The following is a 21,055-nucleotide window of genomic DNA, read 5'->3' as shown; positions in this document are numbered from 1 at the left end:
CAGAGGATGCAACCAATGCCAAGAATGTTTGGGAGCAAGAAGCACGAGCAAAAGCCACACTTGTTTCGGCTTACGCTGCACATCAGGCGAGGCGTAAATCAAGAAATGCCAAGCAACATGGTCGGGGCGTATGTGCCGGTCTTTGTCGCGGGAGAAAATCACGAAGCAGGTGCAAGGAGTGCCGTGTCGGAAATCTCACGGCGTGGTTTCGAGTTCGTGGGCATTCCAGACGGCAAGATTTACGAACTCGACCCAGACATGTGGGATGAGTTCATTAAGGAAGCGTGGCCGGAGTTCACTGCGTATTTTCCCAGTCAGAGCGAAGTCTGCGACGAACTCTCGAAAGGATTCATCTTTGTAGGTCCATTTGCAGGTTATGACGCCAGCGAGTCACAATCAAGTAGCGACTGAACAGCCGCTATCGCCGGTAGCTGTCATTCGCCATCTCCAAGAACCGCCCGGATGGCGAACTTCGACCGATCCCGTGCAGGCCGCTGGTAAACTCGGGCAGCCAAAGCAACTTTTCCCGGTCACTTGAGCACCCAACCAACTGCAGCACCTGCACCCGTCACTCCAATGATGCAGCAGTACCTGCGCCTTGTCTGACAAGGCCCGAACTCGAAAACTACGCTGAGTTGTTTTGCCTGCGGCAACTACCGACCCGAAGCGGTCGGCCCTCATTCTCGATTGCGGACAGTCATCTCGACATTTGCGGAGGAACGTGTGGATTTAGCTCTATGAGTTCTCGGGCTAACTTGACAGTAACCACAACGCCGCAGCCTAGACAAACGCTATTGTTGGTCTGTTCACCACAACAGGGACAAAACCATCGCCCCAGGTGGAGCCGAGTTGATTGACCGGGCGTTCCACCGGTCCTGAGTGCTTCGAACTGCATTCGAACGGAGCGGCTAAAGAGTGCGCCCGTCGATGCACATTGAAGCTCTTCTCCCGCGACTATGACGAGTTCAGCGGAGCAATAGGGACAATGCATTAGCAGTGCGGTTGGGGTAGTGACTGGATTGCCCACAATCTTGGACGAGGCATCAAATGTCCGCATTGGCCGAGCCGATTACCGTCCCCGTGGCCCACGACCGGCTCAACCCGATCCGGAGGCACCATCAATTCGAGGCGGCCATTCGTCTTGCAACCTATCGCGGTAGAACCGTCCTGTGATTCCAGCCTCGCGCTTGTGTGAGCCATTGATCGTACATCGCTTGGCGGTCTACCATTTCCATGCTCAGCGCTGCTATGGCCATATACTCCAGCACGCGCCAGTTCGCATCGTCCCCCTTCCTGAAAGAGGCGTCGATTGCGTCCAATGCCAGTTCCAACTCGTTGTGCTTCAAGAACTCCTCAAATTCGGCGATCTCATCCGCGCAAACACCCTCGGCAGCTTCCGAGAGGTTGGCTCGCGCTTCGCGGAGATACTCTGAGGTCCTGCTCCAGCTCGAGTGGGAGTCGCGATCAGCCGGCATATGGGTTCTCTTTAGGTCGGACGTGCCCAATTGTCGGCAATTTCAACCCGAGTGTCGACCGACCGCTCCTGGCCGATAGCTAGTGACCGCCATCGCCGGCACCTGGCCGGATGGCGAACTTCGACCGATCCCGTGCGTGCCACTGGTAAACTCGGGCAACCAAAGCAACAACTTCACGCCTGACTTATGACCACGCTGTCGCCCGACGCCTTCGCCGGCCACACCCCAATGATGCAGCAGTACCTGCGCATCAAGGCCGACCATCCCGACACGCTTGTCTTCTACCGGATGGGCGACTTCTACGAGCTGTTCTTCGAAGACGCGGAGAAAGCCTCACGCCTGCTCGACCTGACCCTCACGCAACGTGGCGCGTCTGCCGGCACGCCGATCAAGATGGCCGGCGTACCGCATCACGCGGTCGAGCAGTATCTGGCCAAGCTCGTGAAGATGGGCGAATCGGTCGCGATCTGCGAGCAGATCGGCGATCCGGCCACGTCGAAGGGCCCCGTCGAGCGCAAGGTCGTGCGCGTCGTCACGCCCGGCACGCTGACCGATGCCGCGCTGCTGTCCGACAAGAACGACGTCTACCTGCTCGCGATGTGCACGGGCCACAACAAGCGCGGCGTGGCGGTGAACATCGGCCTCGCGTGGCTGAACCTCGCGAGCGGCGCGCTGCGGCTCGCCGAAATCGAACCCGACCAGCTCGCTGCAGCGCTCGAGCGCATCCGGCCGGCCGAGATCCTCACGCCGGACGGCGCGACCGACGCCGTGCCCGCAGGCGCAGGCGCAAGCAAGCGCGTGCCCGCATGGCACTTCGACATCGCATCGGGCACGCAGCGCCTGTGCGACCAGCTCGATGTCGCGAGCCTCGACGGTTTCGGTGCGCATTCGCTGACGAGCGCATGCGGTGCGGCCGGTGCGCTGCTGCTCTATGCAGCAGCCACGCAAGGCCAGCAGCTGCGGCACGTGCGCAGCCTGAAGGTCGAGAACGAAACCGAGTACATCGGGCTCGATCCGGCCACGCGCCGCAACCTCGAACTGACCGAGACGTTGCGCGGCACCGAGTCGCCGACCCTGTATTCGCTGCTCGACACCTGCTGCACGACGATGGGCAGCCGCCTGCTGCGTCACTGGCTGCATCACCCGCCGCGCGCGTCGGTCGCCGCGCAGTCGCGCCAGCAGGCGATCGGTGCGCTGCTCGATGCACCGGCCAACGCAAGCCTCGATGCGCTGCGCACCGCGCTGCGCCAGATCGCCGACGTCGAACGGATCACCGGGCGTCTCGCCCTGCTGTCCGCGCGTCCGCGCGACCTGTCGAGCCTGCGCGACACGTTCGCCGCCCTGCCGGCGCTGCGCGAGCGCATCAGCGCGATCGTCGAGAACGCGGACGCACTCACCCGCGTCGACGCAGCACTCGCGCCGCCCGCCGAATGCCTTGACCTGCTGACGAACGCGATTGCGCCCGAGCCGGCCGCGATGGTGCGCGACGGTGGTGTCATCGCGCGCGGCTACGACGCCGAGCTCGATGAGCTGCGCGATATCTCGGAGAACTGCGGACAGTTCCTGATCGATCTCGAAGCGCGCGAGCGCACGCGCACCGGCATCGCGAACCTGCGCGTCGAATACAACAAGGTGCACGGTTTCTACATCGAGGTCACGCGCGGTCAGACCGACAAGGTGCCCGACGACTACCGCCGGCGCCAGACGCTGAAGAATGCTGAGCGCTACATCACGCCCGAGCTGAAGACCTTCGAGGACAAGGCGCTGTCCGCACAGGAACGCGCACTGGCGCGCGAACGCGCGCTGTACGACGCGGTGCTGCAGGCGCTGCTGCCGTTCATCCCCGAATGCCAGCGCGTCGCATCGGCGCTCGCCGAACTCGACCTGCTCGCTGCATTCGCCGAACGCGCCCGCGCGCTCGACTGGGTCGCGCCGACCTTCACCGACGAGATCGGCATCGAAATCGAACAGGGCCGCCACCCGGTCGTCGAAGCACAGGTCGAACAGTTCATCGCGAACGACTGCCGCTTCGGCACCGAGCGCAAGCTGCTGCTGATCACCGGCCCGAACATGGGCGGTAAGTCGACGTTCATGCGGCAGACCGCGTTGATCGCGCTGATGGCTTACGTCGGCAGCTACGTGCCGGCGAAATCGGCATGCTTCGGTCCGATCGACCGGATCTTCACGCGTATCGGCGCGGCGGACGATCTCGCTGGTGGCCGCTCGACGTTCATGGTCGAGATGACCGAAGCCGCTGCGATCCTCAACGACGCGACGCCGCAAAGCCTCGTGCTGATGGACGAGATCGGCCGCGGCACGTCGACGTTCGACGGCCTCGCGCTCGCGTGGGCCATCGCACGCCACCTGCTGGCGCACAACGCGTGCTACACGCTGTTCGCGACGCACTACTTCGAGCTGACGCAACTGCCGGCCGAATTCCCGCAAGCGGCGAACGTCCACCTGTCTGCCGTCGAGCACGGCCACGGCATCGTGTTCCTGCACGCAGTCAACGAAGGCCCGGCCAACCAGAGCTACGGCCTGCAGGTCGCACAGCTCGCAGGCGTTCCGGCGCCCGTGATCCGCGCCGCGCGCAAGCACCTCGCGTATCTCGAGCAGCAGTCGGCGTCGCAGCACACGCCGCAGCTCGACCTGTTCAGCGCGCAGCCGGTGGCCGACGACGATCTGGAATGCGCTGACGCGCCGGCGCTGCCCGACACACCGCATCCGGCGCTGGAAAAACTGCGCGACATCGATCCCGACGATCTCAAGCCGCGCGAGGCGCTCGACCTGCTGTACGAACTGCGCACGCTGGTCCGGTCGCACGATGCCGACGGGCACGCGTAAGCGCATCGCGCGCGGCCTGCCGGCTCGCACGGCCGCCGCGCTCGTCGCGGCCGTGCTGGCGCTCGCGCAGGCCACTGCGCTGGCCGCGCCACCGAAGCGCAGCACCACGCCCTACTCGTTCGCGGTCGTGTCGGGTGTGATCAACGCCCCTGCGGACGAGCCGGCCGCCCAGCGGCTGCTCGATGCGATCGCGCGCGAGCGCAACCTCGCGTTCGTCGTCTATGCGGGTGACCTCAAGGGTTCGAAGGAAGCGTGCCGCGATGCACTGTATTCGCAGCGCGGCGCGATCCTGGATGCAGCACGCGTGCCGATCGTATTCATTCCCGGTCATGACGACTGGGTAACGTGCAACACCGCGACCGGCGGCGGCTACGATCCGGTCGAGCGGCTCGACTTCCTGCGGCAGACGCTGCTCGCCGATTCGGCACTGCCCGACCCCGGCGCGCTGCAGATCACGCGGGAAAGCGAAGTCGCACGGTTCCGGCCGTATCGGGAAAACACACGCTGGATGCGCGACGACATCGTCTACGTCGCACTCAACGCGCCTGCGCCGAACAACCACTACCTGACGGCCGGTGGCCGCAACGGCGAATTCGAAGACCGCATCATCGCGAACGGTTTCTGGATCGACCACGCGGCCGAATATGCGAAGCGGCGCGAGGCGCGCGCGATGGTGGTGATGTTCGAAGGCGATCCGCAGTTCGAACGCTACGAACGCGCGGAGCGCTTCGCATGGCTGCGTTTCAACCGGCCGCGCGTGCGCGACGGCTTCCGTGAATTGAAACGAACGCTGGTGAAGGCGGCGGCGACGTTCCGCGGCCCGATACTCGTGATGCACGCGAGCGGTGAACCGCTTGCGAACGGTTTTCTGATCGACCGTCCGCTACGCGCTGACGACGGTGAACTGGTAGGTAACGTGACGCGGGTCTCGATCGGGCCGCGCCATCCGACGAATCAGTGGATCAAGGTGAACGTGTCGCCGGCACGGCAGACGATCTTCAACGTGAGCCTGCAGGAAGTGCCGAAGAACCTGCCCATCCCGCCCGCGCTGCCGCTCGTGCCGCGTGACGACGTCCCGCTGCCGCAGATGCCGGAAATTCCTGCGTTGCCGGCGCTGCCCGACTCGTCGTCGGTCGCGCCGCCACTGCAGGGCGACGGCGCCGCCCCGGGCGGCGCGTCGTGGCCCGCGCCGGCCCCTGCATCGGGGCCGGTGCCCGGCCTGCCTGCGAGCTCAGTGCAGGGTACGCCCTGACGGCGCTTCGCCGTCTTCGTCTTCATCCTCGTCGACGATCTCGAGCCCTTCCGCACCGTGCGCGTGCTCATGCTCGATTTCGTCTTCGGTGGCTTCGCGGACGTCCTTCACGGTGAGATCGAAACGCAGCGCCATGCCTGCCAGCGGGTGATTGCCGTCCAGCACGACCTTGTCCTCGGCGACGTCGGTGACCGTGTAGATCAGCGAATCGACTTCCTCGTCGCCGTCTTCCGGCGTGCCTTCGAACTGCATGCCCACTTCGAGCGGCTCGGGAAAACGATCGCGCGGCTCGATCTTCACGAGTTCGGGATCGTAGTCGCCGAACGCGTCCTGCGGTTCGAGCTGAATCTGCGCCTGGTAACCCTGCTCATGGCCGTCAAGCTGTTCCTCGATCTTGGGGAACGTGCCATCATAGCCGCCGTGCAGATAGACCATCGGCTCGTCGCTTTCCTCGATCAGATTGCCCTGTGCGTCCGACAGCTTGTAAGTGACCGACACGACGGTGTTTTTTGCGATTTTCATCCAATTCTCCCAAATACAAGTCTCATTATACGATGCGCAACCGGTCTCAAGCCGAACCGCAGGATGCCGCTGCCGCCCCGCTCGGCGCGCCGCCTTCCGATCTTCCCACACCGCTGCTCGGCGGTCTTACGCCGGCGCAATTCATGCGCGGCTACTGGCAGAAGAAGCCGCTCCTGATCCGCCAGGCGATCCCCGGCATCGTATCGCCGGTCTCGCGCGACGCGCTGTTCGAGCTCGCAGCGGACTATGACGCGGAATCGCGACTGATCACCCATTTTCGTAACAAGTGGCAACTTGCGCACGGCCCGTTCGAGCCCGACGCGCTGCCTGCCGTCACGCGCAAGGCCTGGACCCTGCTCGTGCAGGGGCTCGACCTGCACGTCGATGCGGCGCGCGCGCTGCTCGATCGCTTCCGTTTCATCCCCGACGCGCGCCTGGACGACCTGATGATCTCGTATGCGACGGACGGCGGCGGCGTCGGCCCGCATTTCGATTCATATGACGTCTTCCTGCTGCAGGTCGAAGGCCGGCGCCGCTGGCGCGTCGGTGCGCAGAAGGACCTGTCGCTGCAGCCGGACGTGCCGCTGAAGATCCTCGAGAACTTCGAGCCGAGCGACGAATGGGTGCTGGAGCCCGGCGACATGCTGTACCTGCCGCCGCACATCGCGCACGACGGCGTGGCCGAAGGCGAATGCATGACCTGCTCGATCGGCTTCCGGGCCCCGTCCGCCGGCGAGCTGGGCGCCCAGTTCCTGTACTATCTCGCGGAGCGCGGCGGCCTGCGCGACGGGTGCGGCGACGATCTCTACCGTGATCCGAAGCAGCCGGCCGTCGACACGCCCGCGCAACTGCCTCCGGCGATGGTCGAGCGCGTTGCCGAGATCGTCGACGCGATCCGCTGGCGCAAGCGCGACGTCGCCGAATTCCTCGGCTGCTACCTGAGCGAGCCCAAGCCGAGCGTCGTATTCGACCCGCCTGCGCGCCCGCTGACCGAGGCCGCGTTCGTCACGCAAGCGTCACGACGTGGCGTATGTCTCGACAGAAAGGCCGCATTGATGTATAACGCGCGCTCGTACTTCATTAATGGCGAAGAAGGATCACTCGAGCAGGCCGGTGAATGGCTGCCCGAACTGGCCAATCAACGTCAGATGGAGGCGAAACGGTTTGTAACACTATCCCGGGTTCCCTCGATGACAGCCTTGTTGCACGAGTGGTATCGTGCGGGCTGGATACGGGTCGGAGACCGGAATTAGTGTGAGTCGCCCCGTATGCCCGTACGGATCAAATTCTGTATGGGAAAGACAACGTATTGACCCCGCATTTGTCGACGGTCGATAGGAAAGTGCATATAATTTCCGCCCAAGCCGTAGGGAAGATTCACGCTCTAGAAGTGCATCTCCACCAGCGGCCCAGGTCGGTGTTGGAGCACATTACCGGTATTGTTTCGCGCTGTTGCTTACCTTTAACCATAAAAGGACGTGATCATGAAGAAATCCCTCCTCGTAGCTTCCCTGTTGGCTGCTGTTGCACTGGCTGCTTGCAACAAGAGCGCTGATCAAGCTGCTTCGTCGGCTGCAAGCGACGCAGCTGCTGCTGCTTCGACGGCTGCTTCGGCAGTTGCTGGTGCTGCGAGCGACGCTGCTGCTGCTGCATCGTCGGCAACGGCTGCTGCGAGCGACGCTGCTGCTGCAGTGGCGTCGGCTGCTTCGGCAGCGACGGCTGCTCCGGCTTCGGGCGCAAGCCAGTAAGCCTCAGCGTCAGCTGAAAAAAAACCGGCCTGAGGGCCGGTTTTTTTACGCCTGTCGTTTCCGCGCCTGCCGCCGGGCAGTCGCACCGGGCCGCCGCAGCGGCCCTGCCCCGCTCAGCCGAGCGCCAGCCAGTCGAAGCCCGCGTCCTGCGTGGCCACGACCACGTCTTCCCCGCTCGTCCCCAGTACGCCGCCAAACGCCTGGCGGGCCAGTTCCGGCAGGTTGTTCTGCTGGCTCAGGTGCGCCGCGACCAGGTGCTGGAGGCGGCTGCGTTCGAGCGACGCGAGGATGTCCGCCGCCGCGTCATTGCTCAGGTGACCGTGGTTGCCGCCAATCCGTGCCTTCAGCGACTGCGGATAGCGGCTCGCGGCCAGCATTGCGGTGTCGTGGTTGGATTCGAGCACCAGCGCGTCACAGCCGCTCAGGACGGCCGTGATGTGCGGCGTGGCCATCCCGACGTCCGTCAGCACGCCGAGCCGGCTGGCGCCGTCCATAAAGACGAACTGGAGCGGTTCGCGCGCGTCGTGAGGGACCGTATAGGGCATCACGGCCAGATCGCCGATCGCGGCCGTCTCGTCGCCCCACAGTACGTGGAGGTCGACATCGGCCTCGTCCGCGCCGACCGCGCGCGCGGTGCCCCAGCTCATGTAGAGCGGCAGCGATGCGCGGCGGGCGAGCGTCAGCGCACTGCCGACGTGGTCGCTGTGTTCGTGGGTAATGAGGATCGCATCGAGATCGCCGATGCAGAGATTCAGTCGGCCGAGCCGCCGCTCGACCTCCTTGGCGGAAAAGCCGCAGTCGAGCAGCACGCGGGTGGTCGTCGTGCCGCTCGAGGCCTCGACGACCAGCGCGTTGCCTTCGCTGCCGCTTCCGAGGCTGGCGAATCGCACGCGCTCAGTTCAGCTGCGCGTGGAGCAGCGAAATGATCCGCTGCGCGTCCGACGAGTTGTCTACCTGGCCGTTTGCGCCGACCACCGCGACCTGCGTACCGCCGTTGCCCTGTGCGCGCACGTTGACGAGGTATTCCTTGCCCGGCTTCGCGGCCGCCGGGCCGCCGTAGAACAGCTTGCCGAACAGGCCGTCGCGCTTGAGCTCTTCCATCGTGTTCGCATAGCGCACGGTGTACACACCCTTCTCGCGGTCGCGATTGTCGACCGTGAAGTTGGTGCGGTCGAGCGCCAGGCCCACACGCAGCCATGCGCGGTCGAACGACTCGGCCAGTTGCAGCGTCGCCCCGCCGCTGCTCGTGTCGCTGACCTGCGCCGGCGCCGTCGCGGGACGCGCATCGGTCAGCAGCTGCTTCGCCTGCGCATCGGTCAGGCCGAACTTCTGCATCAGCTTCGACAGGAATACGGCTTCGAGCACCGGGTTGCGCGGACGCTCTTCCCAGCGCGACGACGTGCCGCCCTGCGGGCCGACCATCATTTCCTCCATCGCGCTGTGCGTGATCGAGATGTCGGTGTTGCCGTCCGACGTGCGGTTCACGAGCGTACGGAAGCGGTCGCGCGTGCCCGACGAGTACACGAAATCGATGACCTTGCCGATCGTGCGGCGGAACCAGTCGTCGGGGATGTTCGCGCGGTTTTCTGCCCAGTCGGTGGCCATGATGCCCGTCGACGGCGCATCGGTCTTCAGCGAGAAGCCGTTCTCCTGCCAGAACTCCTTCAGGATCGGCCACAGTTGCTCGGGCGTCCGGCCATCGACGACGAGCCAGCGGCGGTCGCCGTCGCGCTCGATGTGCATGCCGAGCGGATCCTGCGCGCTCGGGATGCCGTCGGTTGCGTTGCCGGCCTGCGTCGTGACCCGCGGCGGCAGCGTGCCGAGGCCCGCGTTGCTCGGCGGCGCGACGAACTGCTGCGTCGTCGGCACCGGCTTCAGGTCGCTCGGCACCGCGAGCGGCGGCGCCGACCCGGTGTTCTTGTAGTTGACCCGGTCAGGGGCCAGGTAGTCGTTCAGCGTATCGCAGCCGGCGAGCGCGCCCAGCGCCAGCGCCACCACCGACATCTGGATGGCGCGAGAAGAAAAGGCGAAACGTTTCATGAAATCCTTCGTCTTGCTAGAACGCTCGTCAGGAGCGGCGCCGGACGGAGCCGGCCGGTGCGGGTTGATCAGGGTTCGAGCCGGCGGCCGCAGGACGCGGCCGCCTCGGCATCAGGCGAGGACGCCGGCCTCGACGAGGGCCGAACGCACGGCTTCGTGGCAGCGCTCGTCGAGCGCCGTGAGCGGCAGCCGGATGCCGCCCTGCATCTTGCCCATCGCCTGCAGCGCCCACTTCACCGGAATCGGGTTCGCCTCGATGAACAGGTTCTTGTGCAGCGACAGCAGCTTCATGTGCAGCGCGCGGGCCGTCTGTACGTCGCCGGCCAGCGCGGCGCGGCACAGATCGCTCATCGCGCGCGGTGCGACGTTCGCCGTCACCGAGATGTTGCCGTGGCCGCCGAGCAGCATCAGCGCGATCGCGGTCGGATCGTCGCCGCTGTAGATCGCGAAGTGCTTCGGCGCGGCCTTGATCAGGTGCGCGGCGCGATCGATGTTACCGGTCGCTTCCTTCACGCCGATGATGCCCGGCACGTCCGCGAGGCGCAGCGTCGTCTCGTTCGCCATGTCCGCGACCGTGCGGCCCGGCACGTTGTACAGGATCACCGGCAGGTCGACCGCTTCGGCGATCGTCTTGAAGTGACGGTACATGCCTTCCTGCGTCGGCTTGTTGTAGTACGGCACGACCTGCAGCGTCGCATCCGCGCCGACAGCCTTCGCGTGCTTCGTCAGCTCGATCGCCTCGGCGGTCGAGTTGCCGCCCGCGCCCGCGATGATCGGGATGCGTTTCGCCGCATGCTCGACCGCCGTGCGGATCATCAGGATGTGCTCTTCGACGTTGAGCGTTGCCGACTCGCCGCTCGTACCGACCACGACGAGCGCATCGGTGCCTTCCGCGATGTGCCAGTCGATCAGTTTGCGAAACGCCGGCAGGTCGAGACTGCCGTCTTCGAGCATCGGGGTGACGATCGCGGGGATGCTGCCGCGGATTTGAATGCCGTCTTGGGTGCCGTTAGCCATGAAACGCGATTGAGAGTATGTACCGGTAAACGTTGAGATTGTAGCGGATTAGCCGGGCAGTTCGTAACGTGGAATTCCCGCCCCCGCCTTCGGGGTCGCGCCCTCGCGCACTGCGCAGAGACGCTGGACGAACGCCTCGCGCGGCGCGGCGACGAACCCGTCCTCGTACGCGACCACCCGCAGGTGGCCGTGCACGGCGTCCAGCAGCTCGCCCGGGGCGAGCAGGAACGCGGGGTTGGACGGTTTCCCGACCGTTTCGTTTCCTTGCGCGAAGGTTTCGTAGATGAGCACGCCGCCCGGCGCCACCGCATCGAGCAGATGGGGCCAGAGCGGACGATGCAGGTAATTCGTGACGATCACGGCCGCGAACCGCTCGCTGGCCGGCAACGGCCACGGCGCGCCTTCGAGATCGGCATCGCGGGCGTCGACGCCCGGAATCGCACGCAGCGCGGCCAGTGCGTCCGGGTTGCGGTCGAGTGCGACGACCGGATGCCCGTGCGACGCGAACCAGCGCGCATGGCGCCCGCCGCCCGCAGCGACATCCAGCACCGCGCCGCCTGACGGCACGAGCCGCGACCATTGCGCGACCCAGCGCGACGGCTCGGCCTGGGCGACGTGGCCGCCCGCGGCGGCAATGACGGATGCGCTCATGCGGTCGATCAGTTGTACGACAGGCCCATCGCGTCGCGCACGTCGCGCATCGTTTCCGTCGCGTACTTGCGCGCCTTGTCGCAACCGTCCGCGACGATCGCGCGCAGCAGCGACGGATCGTCCATGTACTTCTGCGCACGCTCGAGCATCGGCTGCTGCTCGCGCAGGATGCCTTCGACGACCGGCTGCTTGCAGTCGAGGCAGCCGATACCCGCCGAGCGGCAGCCCTTCTGCACCCAGTCGTGCGTCGCTTCGTCGGTATAGACCTGGTGCAGCTGCCACACCGGGCACTTGTCGGGATCGCCCGGATCGGTGCGGCGTACGCGCGCGGGATCGGTCGGCATCGTGCGGACCTTCTTCGTGATCGTCTCGGCGTCTTCACGCAGGCCGATCGTGTTGCCGTACGACTTCGACATCTTCTGCCCGTCGAGGCCCGGCATCCGCGATGCTTCGGTCAGCAGCGCCTGCGGCTCGACCAGGATGATCTTGCGCGCGCCTTCGAGATAGCCGAACAGGCGCTCGCGGTCGCTCATCGACAGGCTCTGCGATTCCTGCAGCATCGCGCGCGCCTGTTCGAGCGCCTCGTCGTCGCCCTCCTGCTGATACGCGTTGCGCAGCTCGTGATAGAGCTTCGCGCGCTTGCCGCCGAGTTTCTTCGCGGCGTCGAGCGCCTTCTCCTCGAAGCCCGGCTCGCGGCCGTACAGGTAGTTGAAGCGGCGCGCGATCTCGCGCGTCATCTCGACGTGCGGCACCTGGTCTTCACCGACCGGCACGAGCGAGCCGCGATACAGCAGGATGTCGGCCGCCATCAGCACCGGGTAGCCGAGGAAGCCGTAGGTCGACAGATCCTTGTCCTTCAGCTTCTCCATCTGCTCCTTGTAGGTCGGCACGCGTTCGAGCCAGCCGAGCGGTGTGCTCATGCCGAGCAGCAGCGCGAGTTCGGCATGCTCGGGCACCTTGCTCTGGATGAACAGCGTGGCCTGCGCCGGATCGATGCCGGAGGCGAGCCAGTCGATCAGCACGTCCCACACGTTCTTCTCGATGACCTCGGGAGTCTCGTAGTGCGTCGTCAGCGCATGCCAGTCGACGACGCAGAAGAAGCACGGGTACTCGGACTGCAGTTTCACCCAGTTTTTCAGCACGCCGTGGTAATGACCGAGGTGCAGCGACCCGGTGGGCCGCATGCCGGAGAAAATACGTTCAGGGAACATGATTGTCGTTAGAGGAGCGAGGCGAATGGGGACAGGATGGCGCTCAGGACGGCGTAGCCGACGTTGACGAGCGGGCGCAGCCAGAAGTTCGTCAGCACGCCCGTCGTGACCAGCACGAGGACGATGATGAAACCGTACGGCTCGATGCGCGACAGCGCGATCGATTGCTTCGTCGGCAGCAGCGCCGCCAGGATGCGGCCGCCGTCGAGCGGCGGCAACGGAAACAGGTTCAGCACGCCGAGCACGAGGTTCGCGCTGACGCCGGCAAACGCCATCCGCGTGAAGAACGGCTCGTCGATCCCGACGGCAGGCAGCACGAGGGTCAGCACGCCCCAGATCAGCGCCTGCACGAAGTTGCAGGCCGGGCCCGCGAGCGATACCCACAGGCTGCCCCAGCGCGGATTGCGCAGGTTGCCGAACGATACCGGCACCGGCTTCGCATAGCCGAACAGGAACGCGCCGCCCGTCAGGAAATACATCGCGAGCGGGATCGCGATCGTGCCGAGCGGATCGATGTGACGCATCGGGTTGAACGACACGCGCCCCATCATGTAGGCGGTGTTGTCGCCGAGCAGGCGGGCGGCGTAGCCGTGCGCGGCCTCGTGCAACGTGATCGCGAAGATCACGGGTAGCGCGTAGACGGCGATGGTCTGTATCAGAGAAGCATCCATATCGCGTTATTGTAACAAGCGCACTCGCGCAAAAAATGGAACGGCGCGCTTACGCCGCCGAGAGTCCGAATGGTTCGAGCGCGCCGCGCCCCGCGCGCACGAGCTCGGGCTCGTCGCCGGTCAGGTCGATCACCGTCGACGGCTCGCGCGGGCACGCGCCACCGTCGATCACGAGGTCGACCTGCTTCTCGAGCCGCGTGCGGATGTCTTCGGGATCGTTGAGCGGCTCGTCGTCCGGCGGCAGGATCAGCGTCGTGCCGAGCAGCGGCTGGCCGAGCGATTCCAGCAACGCGAGCGTGATCGCGTGATCGGGCACGCGCAGCCCGATCGTCTTGCGCGACGGGTGCGACAGCCGGCGCGGCACTTCCTTCGTCGCCTGCAGGATGAACACGTACGGGCCGGGTGTCACGGACTTGATCTGCCGGTACTGGCGGTTGTCGACCATCGCGAAGTTGGCAAGCTCCGACAGGTCGCGCACGAGCAGCGACAGGTGCTGCTTCTCGTCGAGGCCACGAATCCGGCGCACGCGCTCGACCGCATCCTTGTCGTCGAGATGGCACGCGAGCGCATAGCTCGAATCGGTCGGCATCGCGATCACGCCGCCCTTGCTGACGATCTCCACGGCCTGCTTGATCAGGCGCGGCTGCGGATTATCCGGATGAATCCTGAAGAACTGGGACATGGGGGGTCGTAAAGGGGGAGAAGTCGAATGTGCGTTGCCGGTGGCAACGCGGGCGGCAGTCCGCCGCCCGTTGTCAGAGCCAGCGCTCCCAGACCGGTGTCAGGTCGGGCGGCAACGGCGGCAGGCTGCCGAGCTCGACGCGGCCCTCGCCTGGCGCATGGAAATCCGAGCCGCGCGACGCTTCGAAGCCGAAGCGGCGTGCGACGTCCGCGTATTCGCGGTACTGGTCGGGCGAGTGGCTGCCCGTGACGACTTCGATCGCGCGGCCGCCCAGATCGATGAACTCGCCGAAGAACGCGTCGAATTCAACGGGCGTATAGCGGTAACGGCCCGGATGCGCGACCACGGCTTCGCCGCCGGCCGCCCGAATCCACGTGACGGCGTCGGGCAGCGTCGCCCAGCGGTGCGGGACGAACCCGGGCTTGCCGTCGCCGAGCAGGCGATCGAACACGTCGGACGTCGACGTGGCATGACCGTTCTCGACGAGAAAACGGGCGAAGTGCGTGCGCGAGATCAGGTCGGGATTCGACACGTACTTCAGCGCGCCTTCGTACGCCCCGGAAATGCCGAGCGTGGCGAGCTGATCGCCGATTGCCACCGCGCGCGCCGCGCGGCCGTGACGCGTGCGGTACAGGCCGTCGACGAGCACCGGATTCGCAGGGTCGACATTCAGGCCGACGATGTGCACGGTGCGCGACGCCCACGTGACCGAAATCTCGACGCCGCTCAGGTAGCGCATGCCGAGCGCTTCGGCCTCGCTGCGCGCCGCCGCCTGGCCGCCGATCTCGTCGTGGTCGGTCAACGCCCACAGGGTCACGCCGCCGGCATGGGCGCGGCGCGCGACGTCGGCAGGCGACAGCAACCCGTCGGAAACATTCGAATGGCAGTGGAGATCGGCGTTCATTGTCGGCATGGCAGGTAAGGCCTCATTCTACTGCAACGCGGCAATGCACCGCCCGCCTGCCCCGCCGCTGCCGCCGCGCGCCTACGCGCAGAACGCCTCGATCAGCGCCGCGATCTGCTCGGGTTGGTCGTGATGCACCATGTGGCCGGCATCCTCGACGAGCTTCTCGCGCCAGTCTGGGAACGCGTTGAAGCGCGCCTTGAATTCCGGTAGCGGAATGTCGCCGGCGATGTGCGCCAGCGTCGGCGAATTGACGGCCTCGACGTGCAGCACCTTCGCGCGCACCTGTGCCCAGGTGGCCATCACTTCGTCGAGCCGGTACAGCTGCGGGCCCGGCATCTTGTGCGCGGGGTCGGCCAGCAGGTGGTACAGGCCGTCGTCGCCGCGCTTCGACCAGTGCGCGGCGAGAAACGCCGCACGGTGCGGGTCGAGCCGCGGATTGGTCTTAGTCAGGCGTGCCGCCACGTCGTCGAGGGACGCGTAAGGGCGCAGCGCGGGCGTTTCGCGCAACTCGTCCAGCCAGCCGCGCAGCCGGCGCGGCGCCTGCTCGGCCCGCGCGGGCGCGAGCCCGAACCCCTCGAGATCGACCACGCGCCGCACCCGCTCCGGCCGCGCGCCGGCATACAGGCACACGACGTTCGCGCCCATGCTGTGCCCGACCAGGTTGACTTCGCCGGCCGGCGCATAGTGGTCGACGAGCGCATCGAGGTCGCTCAGGTATTCGTGGAACCAGTAGTGACCGCCGCCCTGCCGCGCGACCGGCCAGTCGGACAGCCCGAAACCGCGCGCATCGGGCGCGATCACCTGCCAGTCGCCCGCGAGCGCATCGACGACGAACTGGAACGACGCCGCGACGTCCATCCAGCCGTGCAGCATGAACAGCGTCGGCGCATCGGGCCGGCCCCAGCGCCGGACATGCAGCTGGACGCCGCGCACCGTGACGAAATCGGAAACTGAACTCGAGGCACTCATTGCAGCCGCCAAAAAAAGAATGGTCGTTCGATTATAGCGGCGACGCCTTCTTTCCGGTGTCCGGCAATCGAGGCACCGCTCTAGCGGCGCCACTGCGCAAGGGGCCGCCGGGAAGTGCCATCTGCCGGGCGCACGGGACGCATGGCGGTAGTCGAACCGCAGCCGAACGCGAGCCGGCTAGCGCGGCGCATTGCCGTCCGCCCCATCCTGCGCGGCCAGCTCATCGAGTTCGGCCTGCTCGAATCCGGCATCGCGGCGCGCGTCGAAATTGAACGGGCCACGCAGCCGCGGCGCATGATATTGCTCGGCGAGCTGCCGGTAGGTCGGCACGGGATCGCGGCCGGCTTCGTCGCACAAATGCCGGAACCAGCGGTTGCCGATCGCGACATGGCCGATTTCGTCGCGCAGGATCACGTCGAGGATCGCGGCCGACGCATCGTCGCCCGCCTGTACGAGCCGTGCGCGGATCGGCGGCGATGCGTCGAGCCCGCGGGCCTCGAGCGTACGCGGCACGAGCGCCATGCGCGCCAGCACATCGCCCTTGGTCCGCTCACACATTTCCCACAGACCGTTGTGCGCGGGAAAATCGCCGTACGCATGCCCGAACGCCGCCAGGCGGTCGGACAGCAGCGTGAAGTGATAGGCCTCCTCGGCCGCGACCTTCAGCCAGTCGGCGTAGAACGCGTCCGGCTGGCCCGCGAAGCGCCAGACCGCGTCGAGCGCCAGGTTGATCGCGTTGAACTCGATATGGGCAAGCGCGTGCAGCAGCACGGCGCGCCCTTCGGGCGAACGCATGCTGCGCCGCTCGAGCTGGCGCGGCTCGACGAGCGGCGGGCGCGCGGGGCGCCCGGGCAGATCGGCAGGTTCGGGCAATTCGAGCGACGGGGCGATCGCCGCCTGCCCGGCCAGCAGCGCATCGTAGAGCGCGCGCACCTGCGCGGCCTTGGCCGCGGGTTCGGCGTCACGCAGCGCGGCAAGCGCGGTGCGGCGCACGCAGGCGGGTGCATTGCCGAAAGAAGAAGACGCCATGTTCATAAACGGGGACACCCTGCGTGCGCATCGCGGGAGCGCACGCACGCGACGGTTTACAATATGCGATTGTTCCGCGGCGCATGCGAATGCGCCGGGCAAACCAGACGCGCCATTCTACCGGCGCCCTTCATCGAAGAGACAAGGAGACTCCGTGACGATCTACAAGCTGGGCGATACGGCCCCGACGATCCACGAAAGCGTATTCGTCGCCGATACGGCGGCCATCATCGGCAAGGTCGTGCTCGAGGAGAACGCGAGCGTCTGGTTCGGCGCGACGATTCGCGGCGACAACGAGACGATTACCGTCGGTGCAGGCAGCAACGTCCAGGAAGGCGCGGTCCTGCACACGGATCCCGGCTTTCCGCTGACGATTGCCGAAAACGTAACGATCGGGCACCAGGCCATGCTGCACGGCTGCACGATCGGCGAAGGTTCGCTGGTCGGAATCCAGGCGGTGGTCTTGAATGGAGCGGTGATCGGCCGCAACTGTCTGGTTGGTGCCGGCGCGGTCGTGACGGAAGGCAAGACGTTCCCGGACAACTCGCTGATTCTCGGCGCACCGGCGAAAGTCGTGCGCGAGCTGTCGGCGGAAGACATTGCGCGGCTGCGCACGAACGCGAAGACGTACGTCGAGCGGCGTGCGCATTTCAAGGAGCAACTCGTGCGGATCGGGTGATTCGCACGGATTTCAAGGAAGAAGAGTGAGCGACCAGTTACAGAAATTCATGTTCAATGCGGCGCCCGTGCGCGGCGAGATCGTTTCGCTGCGCAATACGTGGCAGGAAGTGCTCTCCCGCCGCGACTACCCCGCCCCCGTGCGCACGGTGCTCGGCGAGATGATGGCCGCGTGCGCGCTGCTGTCCGCGAACCTGAAATTCAACGGCACCCTGATCATGCAGATTTTCGGCGACGGGCCGGTCCAGATGCTGGTCGTCCAGTGCGGTTCGGATCTGTCGATGCGGGCCACCGCGAAGTTCGCCGGCGACGCCGCACAGACGATCGGCGACGACACGAGCTTCCCGTCGCTCGTCAATGCGAGCGGTCACGGCCGCTGCGTGATCACGCTCGACCCGGCCGCCAAGCTGCCGGGCCAGCAGCCGTACCAGGGCATCGTGCCGCTGAACGGCGTCGACGGCCCGCTCGAATCCGTCTCGCAGGTGCTCGAGCATTACATGCATCACTCGGAGCAGCTCGACACGCGGATGTGGCTCGCAGCGGATCGCGACCGCGCGGTCGGCATGCTGCTGCAGAAGCTGCCGGGCGACGGCGGCATCGTGCCGCGTAACGCCGAAACCGATACCGATACGTGGGACCGCGTCTGCACGCTCGGCGGCACGCTGTCCGCGCAGGAACTGCTCGAGGTCGAACCGGAGGTCGTGTTCCGCCGGCTGTTCTGGCAGGAAAACGTGCAGCACTTCGAACCGGCCGGCACGCGTTTCCAGTGCTCGTGCTCGCGCGAGAAGGTCGGCGCGATGCTGCGCATGCTCGGCCGCGAAGAAGTCGACAGCGTGATCGTCGAACGTGGCCACGTCGAGATCCATTGCGAGTTCTGCAATCAGCGCTACGAGTTCGATCCGGTCGACGTCGCGCAGCTGTTCGCCGCCCCCGGCGTCGAGACGGGCATCGCGCCCGCGACCGACCAGCGTCACTGAGCGGTGGCCCGATGCCCGCCATCCGGGCACGGGCGCATAATGACGCACGAGCGTCGCACGCACGGCTCCTGCGCCGAAGTCACGCACTTCGGCGCAAGCCGCTTCCCGTCGTCGGCGCGCTGCAGGAGAAACACATGAATCGCCCGCTTCATCGACCGTTTCGCACCATCGTCCTGACGAGCGTTGCAGCCGGTACGCTCGCCCTTGCCGGCTGCGCGATGCCGCCGCCGACTTCCACGATCCTGAGCCGCCTGCCCGAACCCGCTGCATCGGGCGGCCAACCGCGCACGCTGTCGAGCGCCGAACGCAAGCGCTATGACGAGATCGACCAGCAAGTGCTGCGCGAACAGAACAGCGCGATGGCCGCCGAGGCCGCCGCGCGCGCGTGGGCCTATTACTCGCCGCCGCCCGTGACCGTCTACGGCGGGTATTACGGCGGATGGGGCAATCGCTGGGGCACGGGTATCGGCTACGGCTACCCGGGATGGTGGTGGTGAGCGCGCCTCGCTCAGCGGATTGATTACCGGCAGGAAATAAAAAAGCGCGGCATTTCCCGCGCTTTTTCAATGGATTCGAGCAATCGTGCTCAGTGAAGCGCGGCCTTGGCCTTGTCGCCGCCATGATGCCGCGACGGCTTCGCGATCGACTGCGGATTCGGCACGACACGCACCGGTGCCGCGGATACGGCGCCGCGCGTCGACGTATTCGACGGCGTGTTGTTCAGCGGCACGGCCGGCGCATTCGGCGACACGAACTGCACGAATACCTCGCCGTCCTTCACCATGCCCATCTCGTAGCGCGCGCGCTCCTCGATGGCCGCGGTGCCGCCCTGCAGATCCTGCACTTCGCCCGCGGTGCGCTCGTTGCGCAGCTTCTCGTCCGCATTCTTCTGGAGCTGGTCGTCGAGCTGCTGACGCAATTCATGCACCCGCAGCCAGCCGCCGTGTCCCCACCATAGGGGGTACTGAATGAGCGCCAGCAAGGCAATCAGGACGACAGTGACAAGCCGCATGTAAGAACCGCAGATATAAGAAGCGCCGCTCCGCGCACATGCACAGAGCGGCGTCGATATGACGAACCCGATAGTAGCGCGTTAGCGCAGGTTATAGAAAGCCGATTTACCCGGGTAGCTTGCGATGTCGCCGAGATCTTCCTCGATGCGCAGCAGCTGGTTGTACTTCGAGATACGGTCGCTGCGCGACAGCGAACCCGTCTTGATCTGACCGGCGTTCAGACCGACCGCGATGTCCGCAATCGTCGAATCTTCCGTTTCGCCCGAGCGGTGCGAGATCACGGCCGTGTAGCCTGCGCGCTTCGCCATTTCGATTGCCGCGAACGTTTCGGTCAGCGTACCGATCTGGTTGATCTTGATCAGGATCGAGTTCGCGATGCCCTTCTCGATGCCTTCCTTCAGGATGCGCGTGTTCGTGACGAACAGGTCGTCGCCGACCAGCTGCACCTTCTTGCCGAGGCGGTCGGTCAGCAGCTTCCAGCCTTCCCAGTCGCTTTCGTGCATGCCGTCCTCGATCGACACGATCGGGAACTTGTCGGCGAGCGTCGCGAGGTAGTCGGTGAATTCGGCCGACGACAGTTGCAGGCCTTCGCCCGCGAGCTGGTACTTGCCGTCGTGGTAGAACTCGGATGCCGCGCAGTCGAGCGCGAGCAGCACGTCTTCGCCCGCACGGTAGCCAGCCTTCTCGATCGCCTGCAGGATCGTCGACAGGCACTCGTCGTTGCTGCCGAAGTTCGGCGCGAAGCCGCCTTCGTCGCCGACTGCCGTGCTCATGCCGCGGTCGCTCAGGATCTTCTTCAGTGCGTGGAACACTTCCGCGCCGCAACGCAGGGCTTCACGGAACGTCGGCTGGCTCACCGGGACGATCATGAATTCCTGGATGTCGAGGCTGTTGTTCGCGTGCGCGCCGCCGTTGACGATGTTCATCATCGGCACCGGCAGTTGCATTGCGCCCGAACCGCCGAAGTAGCGGTACAGCGGCAGGCCGGCCTCTTCGGCGGCTGCCTTCGCGACGGCCATCGACACGGCCAGCATCGCGTTCGCGCCGAGACGCGACTTGTTGTCGGTGCCGTCCAGCTCGAGCAGCGTCTTGTCGAGGAACGCCTGTTCCGACGCGTCGAGGCCCATGATGGCTTCGGAGATTTCGGTGTTGATGTGCTCGACTGCCTTCAGCACGCCCTTGCCGTTGTAGCGGCCGGCTTCGCCGTCGCGCAGTTCGATCGCTTCACGCGAGCCGGTGGACGCGCCCGACGGCACCGCCGCGCGGCCCATCGTGCCCGATTCGAGCAGCACGTCGCATTCGACGGTGGGGTTGCCGCGCGAATCCAGAATCTCGCGGCCGATGATATCTACGATTGCACTCATGGGTT

22 protein-coding genes are annotated in these 21,055 nt (G+C 65.9%); 9 read left to right on the top strand and 13 right to left on the bottom strand.

The genetic code is table 11. The annotated features are described in order from the left end of the window. Positions 1 to 15: 15 nt before the first annotated feature. The 3 genes from BCO18175_RS33780 to BCO18175_RS33770 all read left to right on the top strand — a co-directional run bounded on the left by BCO18175_RS33780 (position 16) and on the right by BCO18175_RS33770 (position 5,571). Entirely contained in the window at positions 16 to 411 is a 396-nt protein-coding gene (locus BCO18175_RS33780) for a hypothetical protein (protein ID WP_174987361.1), read from the top strand. A gap of 1,250 nt (positions 412 to 1,661) precedes the next feature. Next, positions 1,662 to 4,319, top strand: a complete 2,658-nt coding sequence (gene mutS, locus BCO18175_RS33775; RefSeq protein WP_174987359.1) for a DNA mismatch repair protein MutS — start codon at positions 1,662 to 1,664, stop codon at positions 4,317 to 4,319. Beyond that, positions 4,300 to 5,571: a hypothetical protein gene (locus BCO18175_RS33770; RefSeq protein ID WP_174987357.1), complete on the top strand. Its 1,272-nt coding sequence runs from the start codon at positions 4,300 to 4,302 to the stop codon at positions 5,569 to 5,571. Before mutS ends, BCO18175_RS33770 begins: the two co-directional genes overlap by 20 nt. Here the strand turns inward: BCO18175_RS33770 and BCO18175_RS33765 are convergent. Continuing rightward, positions 5,551 to 6,093, bottom strand: coding sequence for an FKBP-type peptidyl-prolyl cis-trans isomerase (locus BCO18175_RS33765; protein ID WP_174918552.1), 543 nt, complete (start codon positions 6,091 to 6,093; stop codon positions 5,551 to 5,553). The two genes, BCO18175_RS33770 and BCO18175_RS33765, sit on opposite strands and share 21 nt — an antisense overlap. A gap of 32 nt (positions 6,094 to 6,125) precedes the next feature. On the opposite strand from BCO18175_RS33765, the gene BCO18175_RS33760 reads away from it, so the two are divergent. Genes BCO18175_RS33760 through BCO18175_RS33755 form a run of 3 tightly spaced genes read left to right on the top strand, consistent with a single transcriptional unit; the run spans position 6,126 to position 7,841 of the window. Beyond that, complete coding sequence (locus BCO18175_RS33760; protein WP_174987355.1) at positions 6,126 to 7,346, top strand: cupin domain-containing protein; 1,221 nt, start codon at positions 6,126 to 6,128, stop codon at positions 7,344 to 7,346. A gap of 56 nt (positions 7,347 to 7,402) precedes the next feature. Beyond that, complete coding sequence (locus tag BCO18175_RS41055) at positions 7,403 to 7,648, top strand: hypothetical protein (protein WP_075122947.1); 246 nt, start codon at positions 7,403 to 7,405, stop codon at positions 7,646 to 7,648. Continuing rightward, positions 7,578 to 7,841, top strand: coding sequence for a hypothetical protein (locus BCO18175_RS33755; protein ID WP_034195863.1), 264 nt, complete (start codon positions 7,578 to 7,580; stop codon positions 7,839 to 7,841). The genes BCO18175_RS41055 and BCO18175_RS33755 overlap by 71 nt, the downstream gene beginning before the upstream one ends. A 113-nt stretch (positions 7,842 to 7,954) precedes the next feature. On the opposite strand, the gene BCO18175_RS33750 is transcribed toward BCO18175_RS33755, so the two are convergent. From BCO18175_RS33750 to BCO18175_RS33705, 10 genes are all read right to left on the bottom strand, one after another. Further along, the gene (locus BCO18175_RS33750; RefSeq protein ID WP_174918550.1) at positions 7,955 to 8,731 is read right to left on the bottom strand and encodes an MBL fold metallo-hydrolase; all 777 of its coding nucleotides are present in this window, start codon (positions 8,729 to 8,731) and stop codon (positions 7,955 to 7,957) included. A gap of 4 nt (positions 8,732 to 8,735) precedes the next feature. Next, positions 8,736 to 9,881 carry an outer membrane protein assembly factor BamC gene (gene bamC / locus BCO18175_RS33745; RefSeq protein WP_174987353.1) on the bottom strand — a complete coding sequence of 382 codons (1,146 nt, stop codon included), beginning with the start codon at positions 9,879 to 9,881 and terminating at the stop codon, positions 8,736 to 8,738. Positions 9,882 to 9,992: 111 nt separating this feature from the next. After that, the gene (gene dapA / locus BCO18175_RS33740) at positions 9,993 to 10,898 is read right to left on the bottom strand and encodes a 4-hydroxy-tetrahydrodipicolinate synthase (RefSeq protein ID WP_089445923.1); all 906 of its coding nucleotides are present in this window, start codon (positions 10,896 to 10,898) and stop codon (positions 9,993 to 9,995) included. A 48-nt stretch (positions 10,899 to 10,946) separates the two neighbouring features. After that, entirely contained in the window at positions 10,947 to 11,549 is a 603-nt protein-coding gene (locus BCO18175_RS33735; RefSeq protein WP_174987352.1) for a class I SAM-dependent methyltransferase, read from the bottom strand. 8 nt (positions 11,550 to 11,557) lie between these two features. After that, complete coding sequence (locus BCO18175_RS33730) at positions 11,558 to 12,760, bottom strand: tryptophan--tRNA ligase (RefSeq protein ID WP_011352534.1); 1,203 nt, start codon at positions 12,758 to 12,760, stop codon at positions 11,558 to 11,560. Between the two features lie 8 nt (positions 12,761 to 12,768). Continuing rightward, positions 12,769 to 13,431, bottom strand: a complete 663-nt coding sequence (locus tag BCO18175_RS33725) for a site-2 protease family protein (protein ID WP_174918547.1) — start codon at positions 13,429 to 13,431, stop codon at positions 12,769 to 12,771. Positions 13,432 to 13,480: 49 nt separating this feature from the next. Further along, positions 13,481 to 14,113, bottom strand: a complete 633-nt coding sequence (locus BCO18175_RS33720) for an L-threonylcarbamoyladenylate synthase (protein ID WP_174918546.1) — start codon at positions 14,111 to 14,113, stop codon at positions 13,481 to 13,483. A gap of 73 nt (positions 14,114 to 14,186) precedes the next feature. Then, on the bottom strand, positions 14,187 to 15,017 hold the full coding sequence (locus tag BCO18175_RS33715; RefSeq protein ID WP_174987409.1) for a 3',5'-nucleoside bisphosphate phosphatase: 831 nt from the start codon (positions 15,015 to 15,017) through the stop codon (positions 14,187 to 14,189). An 81-nt stretch (positions 15,018 to 15,098) separates the two neighbouring features. Beyond that, positions 15,099 to 15,989: an alpha/beta fold hydrolase gene (locus BCO18175_RS33710; RefSeq protein ID WP_174987350.1), complete on the bottom strand. Its 891-nt coding sequence runs from the start codon at positions 15,987 to 15,989 to the stop codon at positions 15,099 to 15,101. A 177-nt stretch (positions 15,990 to 16,166) separates the two neighbouring features. Next, a complete protein-coding gene (locus BCO18175_RS33705) occupies positions 16,167 to 17,024 on the bottom strand; it encodes a ferritin-like domain-containing protein (protein ID WP_174987348.1) in 858 nt (285 codons plus the stop codon). 148 nt (positions 17,025 to 17,172) lie between these two features. On the opposite strand from BCO18175_RS33705, the gene BCO18175_RS33700 reads away from it, so the two are divergent. The 3 genes from BCO18175_RS33700 (at position 17,173) to BCO18175_RS33690 (ending at position 19,170) form a co-directional block, all read left to right on the top strand. Further along, the gene (locus BCO18175_RS33700; RefSeq protein WP_071334714.1) at positions 17,173 to 17,697 is read left to right on the top strand and encodes a gamma carbonic anhydrase family protein; all 525 of its coding nucleotides are present in this window, start codon (positions 17,173 to 17,175) and stop codon (positions 17,695 to 17,697) included. A 25-nt stretch (positions 17,698 to 17,722) separates the two neighbouring features. Beyond that, entirely contained in the window at positions 17,723 to 18,673 is a 951-nt protein-coding gene (gene hslO / locus BCO18175_RS33695) for an Hsp33 family molecular chaperone HslO (RefSeq protein WP_174987346.1), read from the top strand. A gap of 134 nt (positions 18,674 to 18,807) precedes the next feature. Further along, positions 18,808 to 19,170, top strand: a complete 363-nt coding sequence (locus BCO18175_RS33690) for a hypothetical protein (protein ID WP_174987344.1) — start codon at positions 18,808 to 18,810, stop codon at positions 19,168 to 19,170. A gap of 89 nt (positions 19,171 to 19,259) precedes the next feature. Here the strand turns inward: BCO18175_RS33690 and ftsB are convergent, their stop codons facing one another. After that, on the bottom strand, positions 19,260 to 19,685 hold the full coding sequence (gene ftsB / locus BCO18175_RS33685; RefSeq protein ID WP_174987342.1) for a cell division protein FtsB: 426 nt from the start codon (positions 19,683 to 19,685) through the stop codon (positions 19,260 to 19,262). An 81-nt stretch (positions 19,686 to 19,766) separates the two neighbouring features. Then, positions 19,767 to 21,050, bottom strand: coding sequence for a phosphopyruvate hydratase (gene eno, locus BCO18175_RS33680; RefSeq protein WP_011352544.1), 1,284 nt, complete (start codon positions 21,048 to 21,050; stop codon positions 19,767 to 19,769). Between the last annotated feature and the right edge of the window lie 5 nt (positions 21,051 to 21,055).

The organism is Burkholderia lata (assembly GCF_902499335.1).
GTDB lineage: Bacteria > Pseudomonadota > Gammaproteobacteria > Burkholderiales > Burkholderiaceae > Burkholderia > Burkholderia lata_B.
This window is presented reverse-complemented; position numbering and strand designations above follow the sequence as displayed.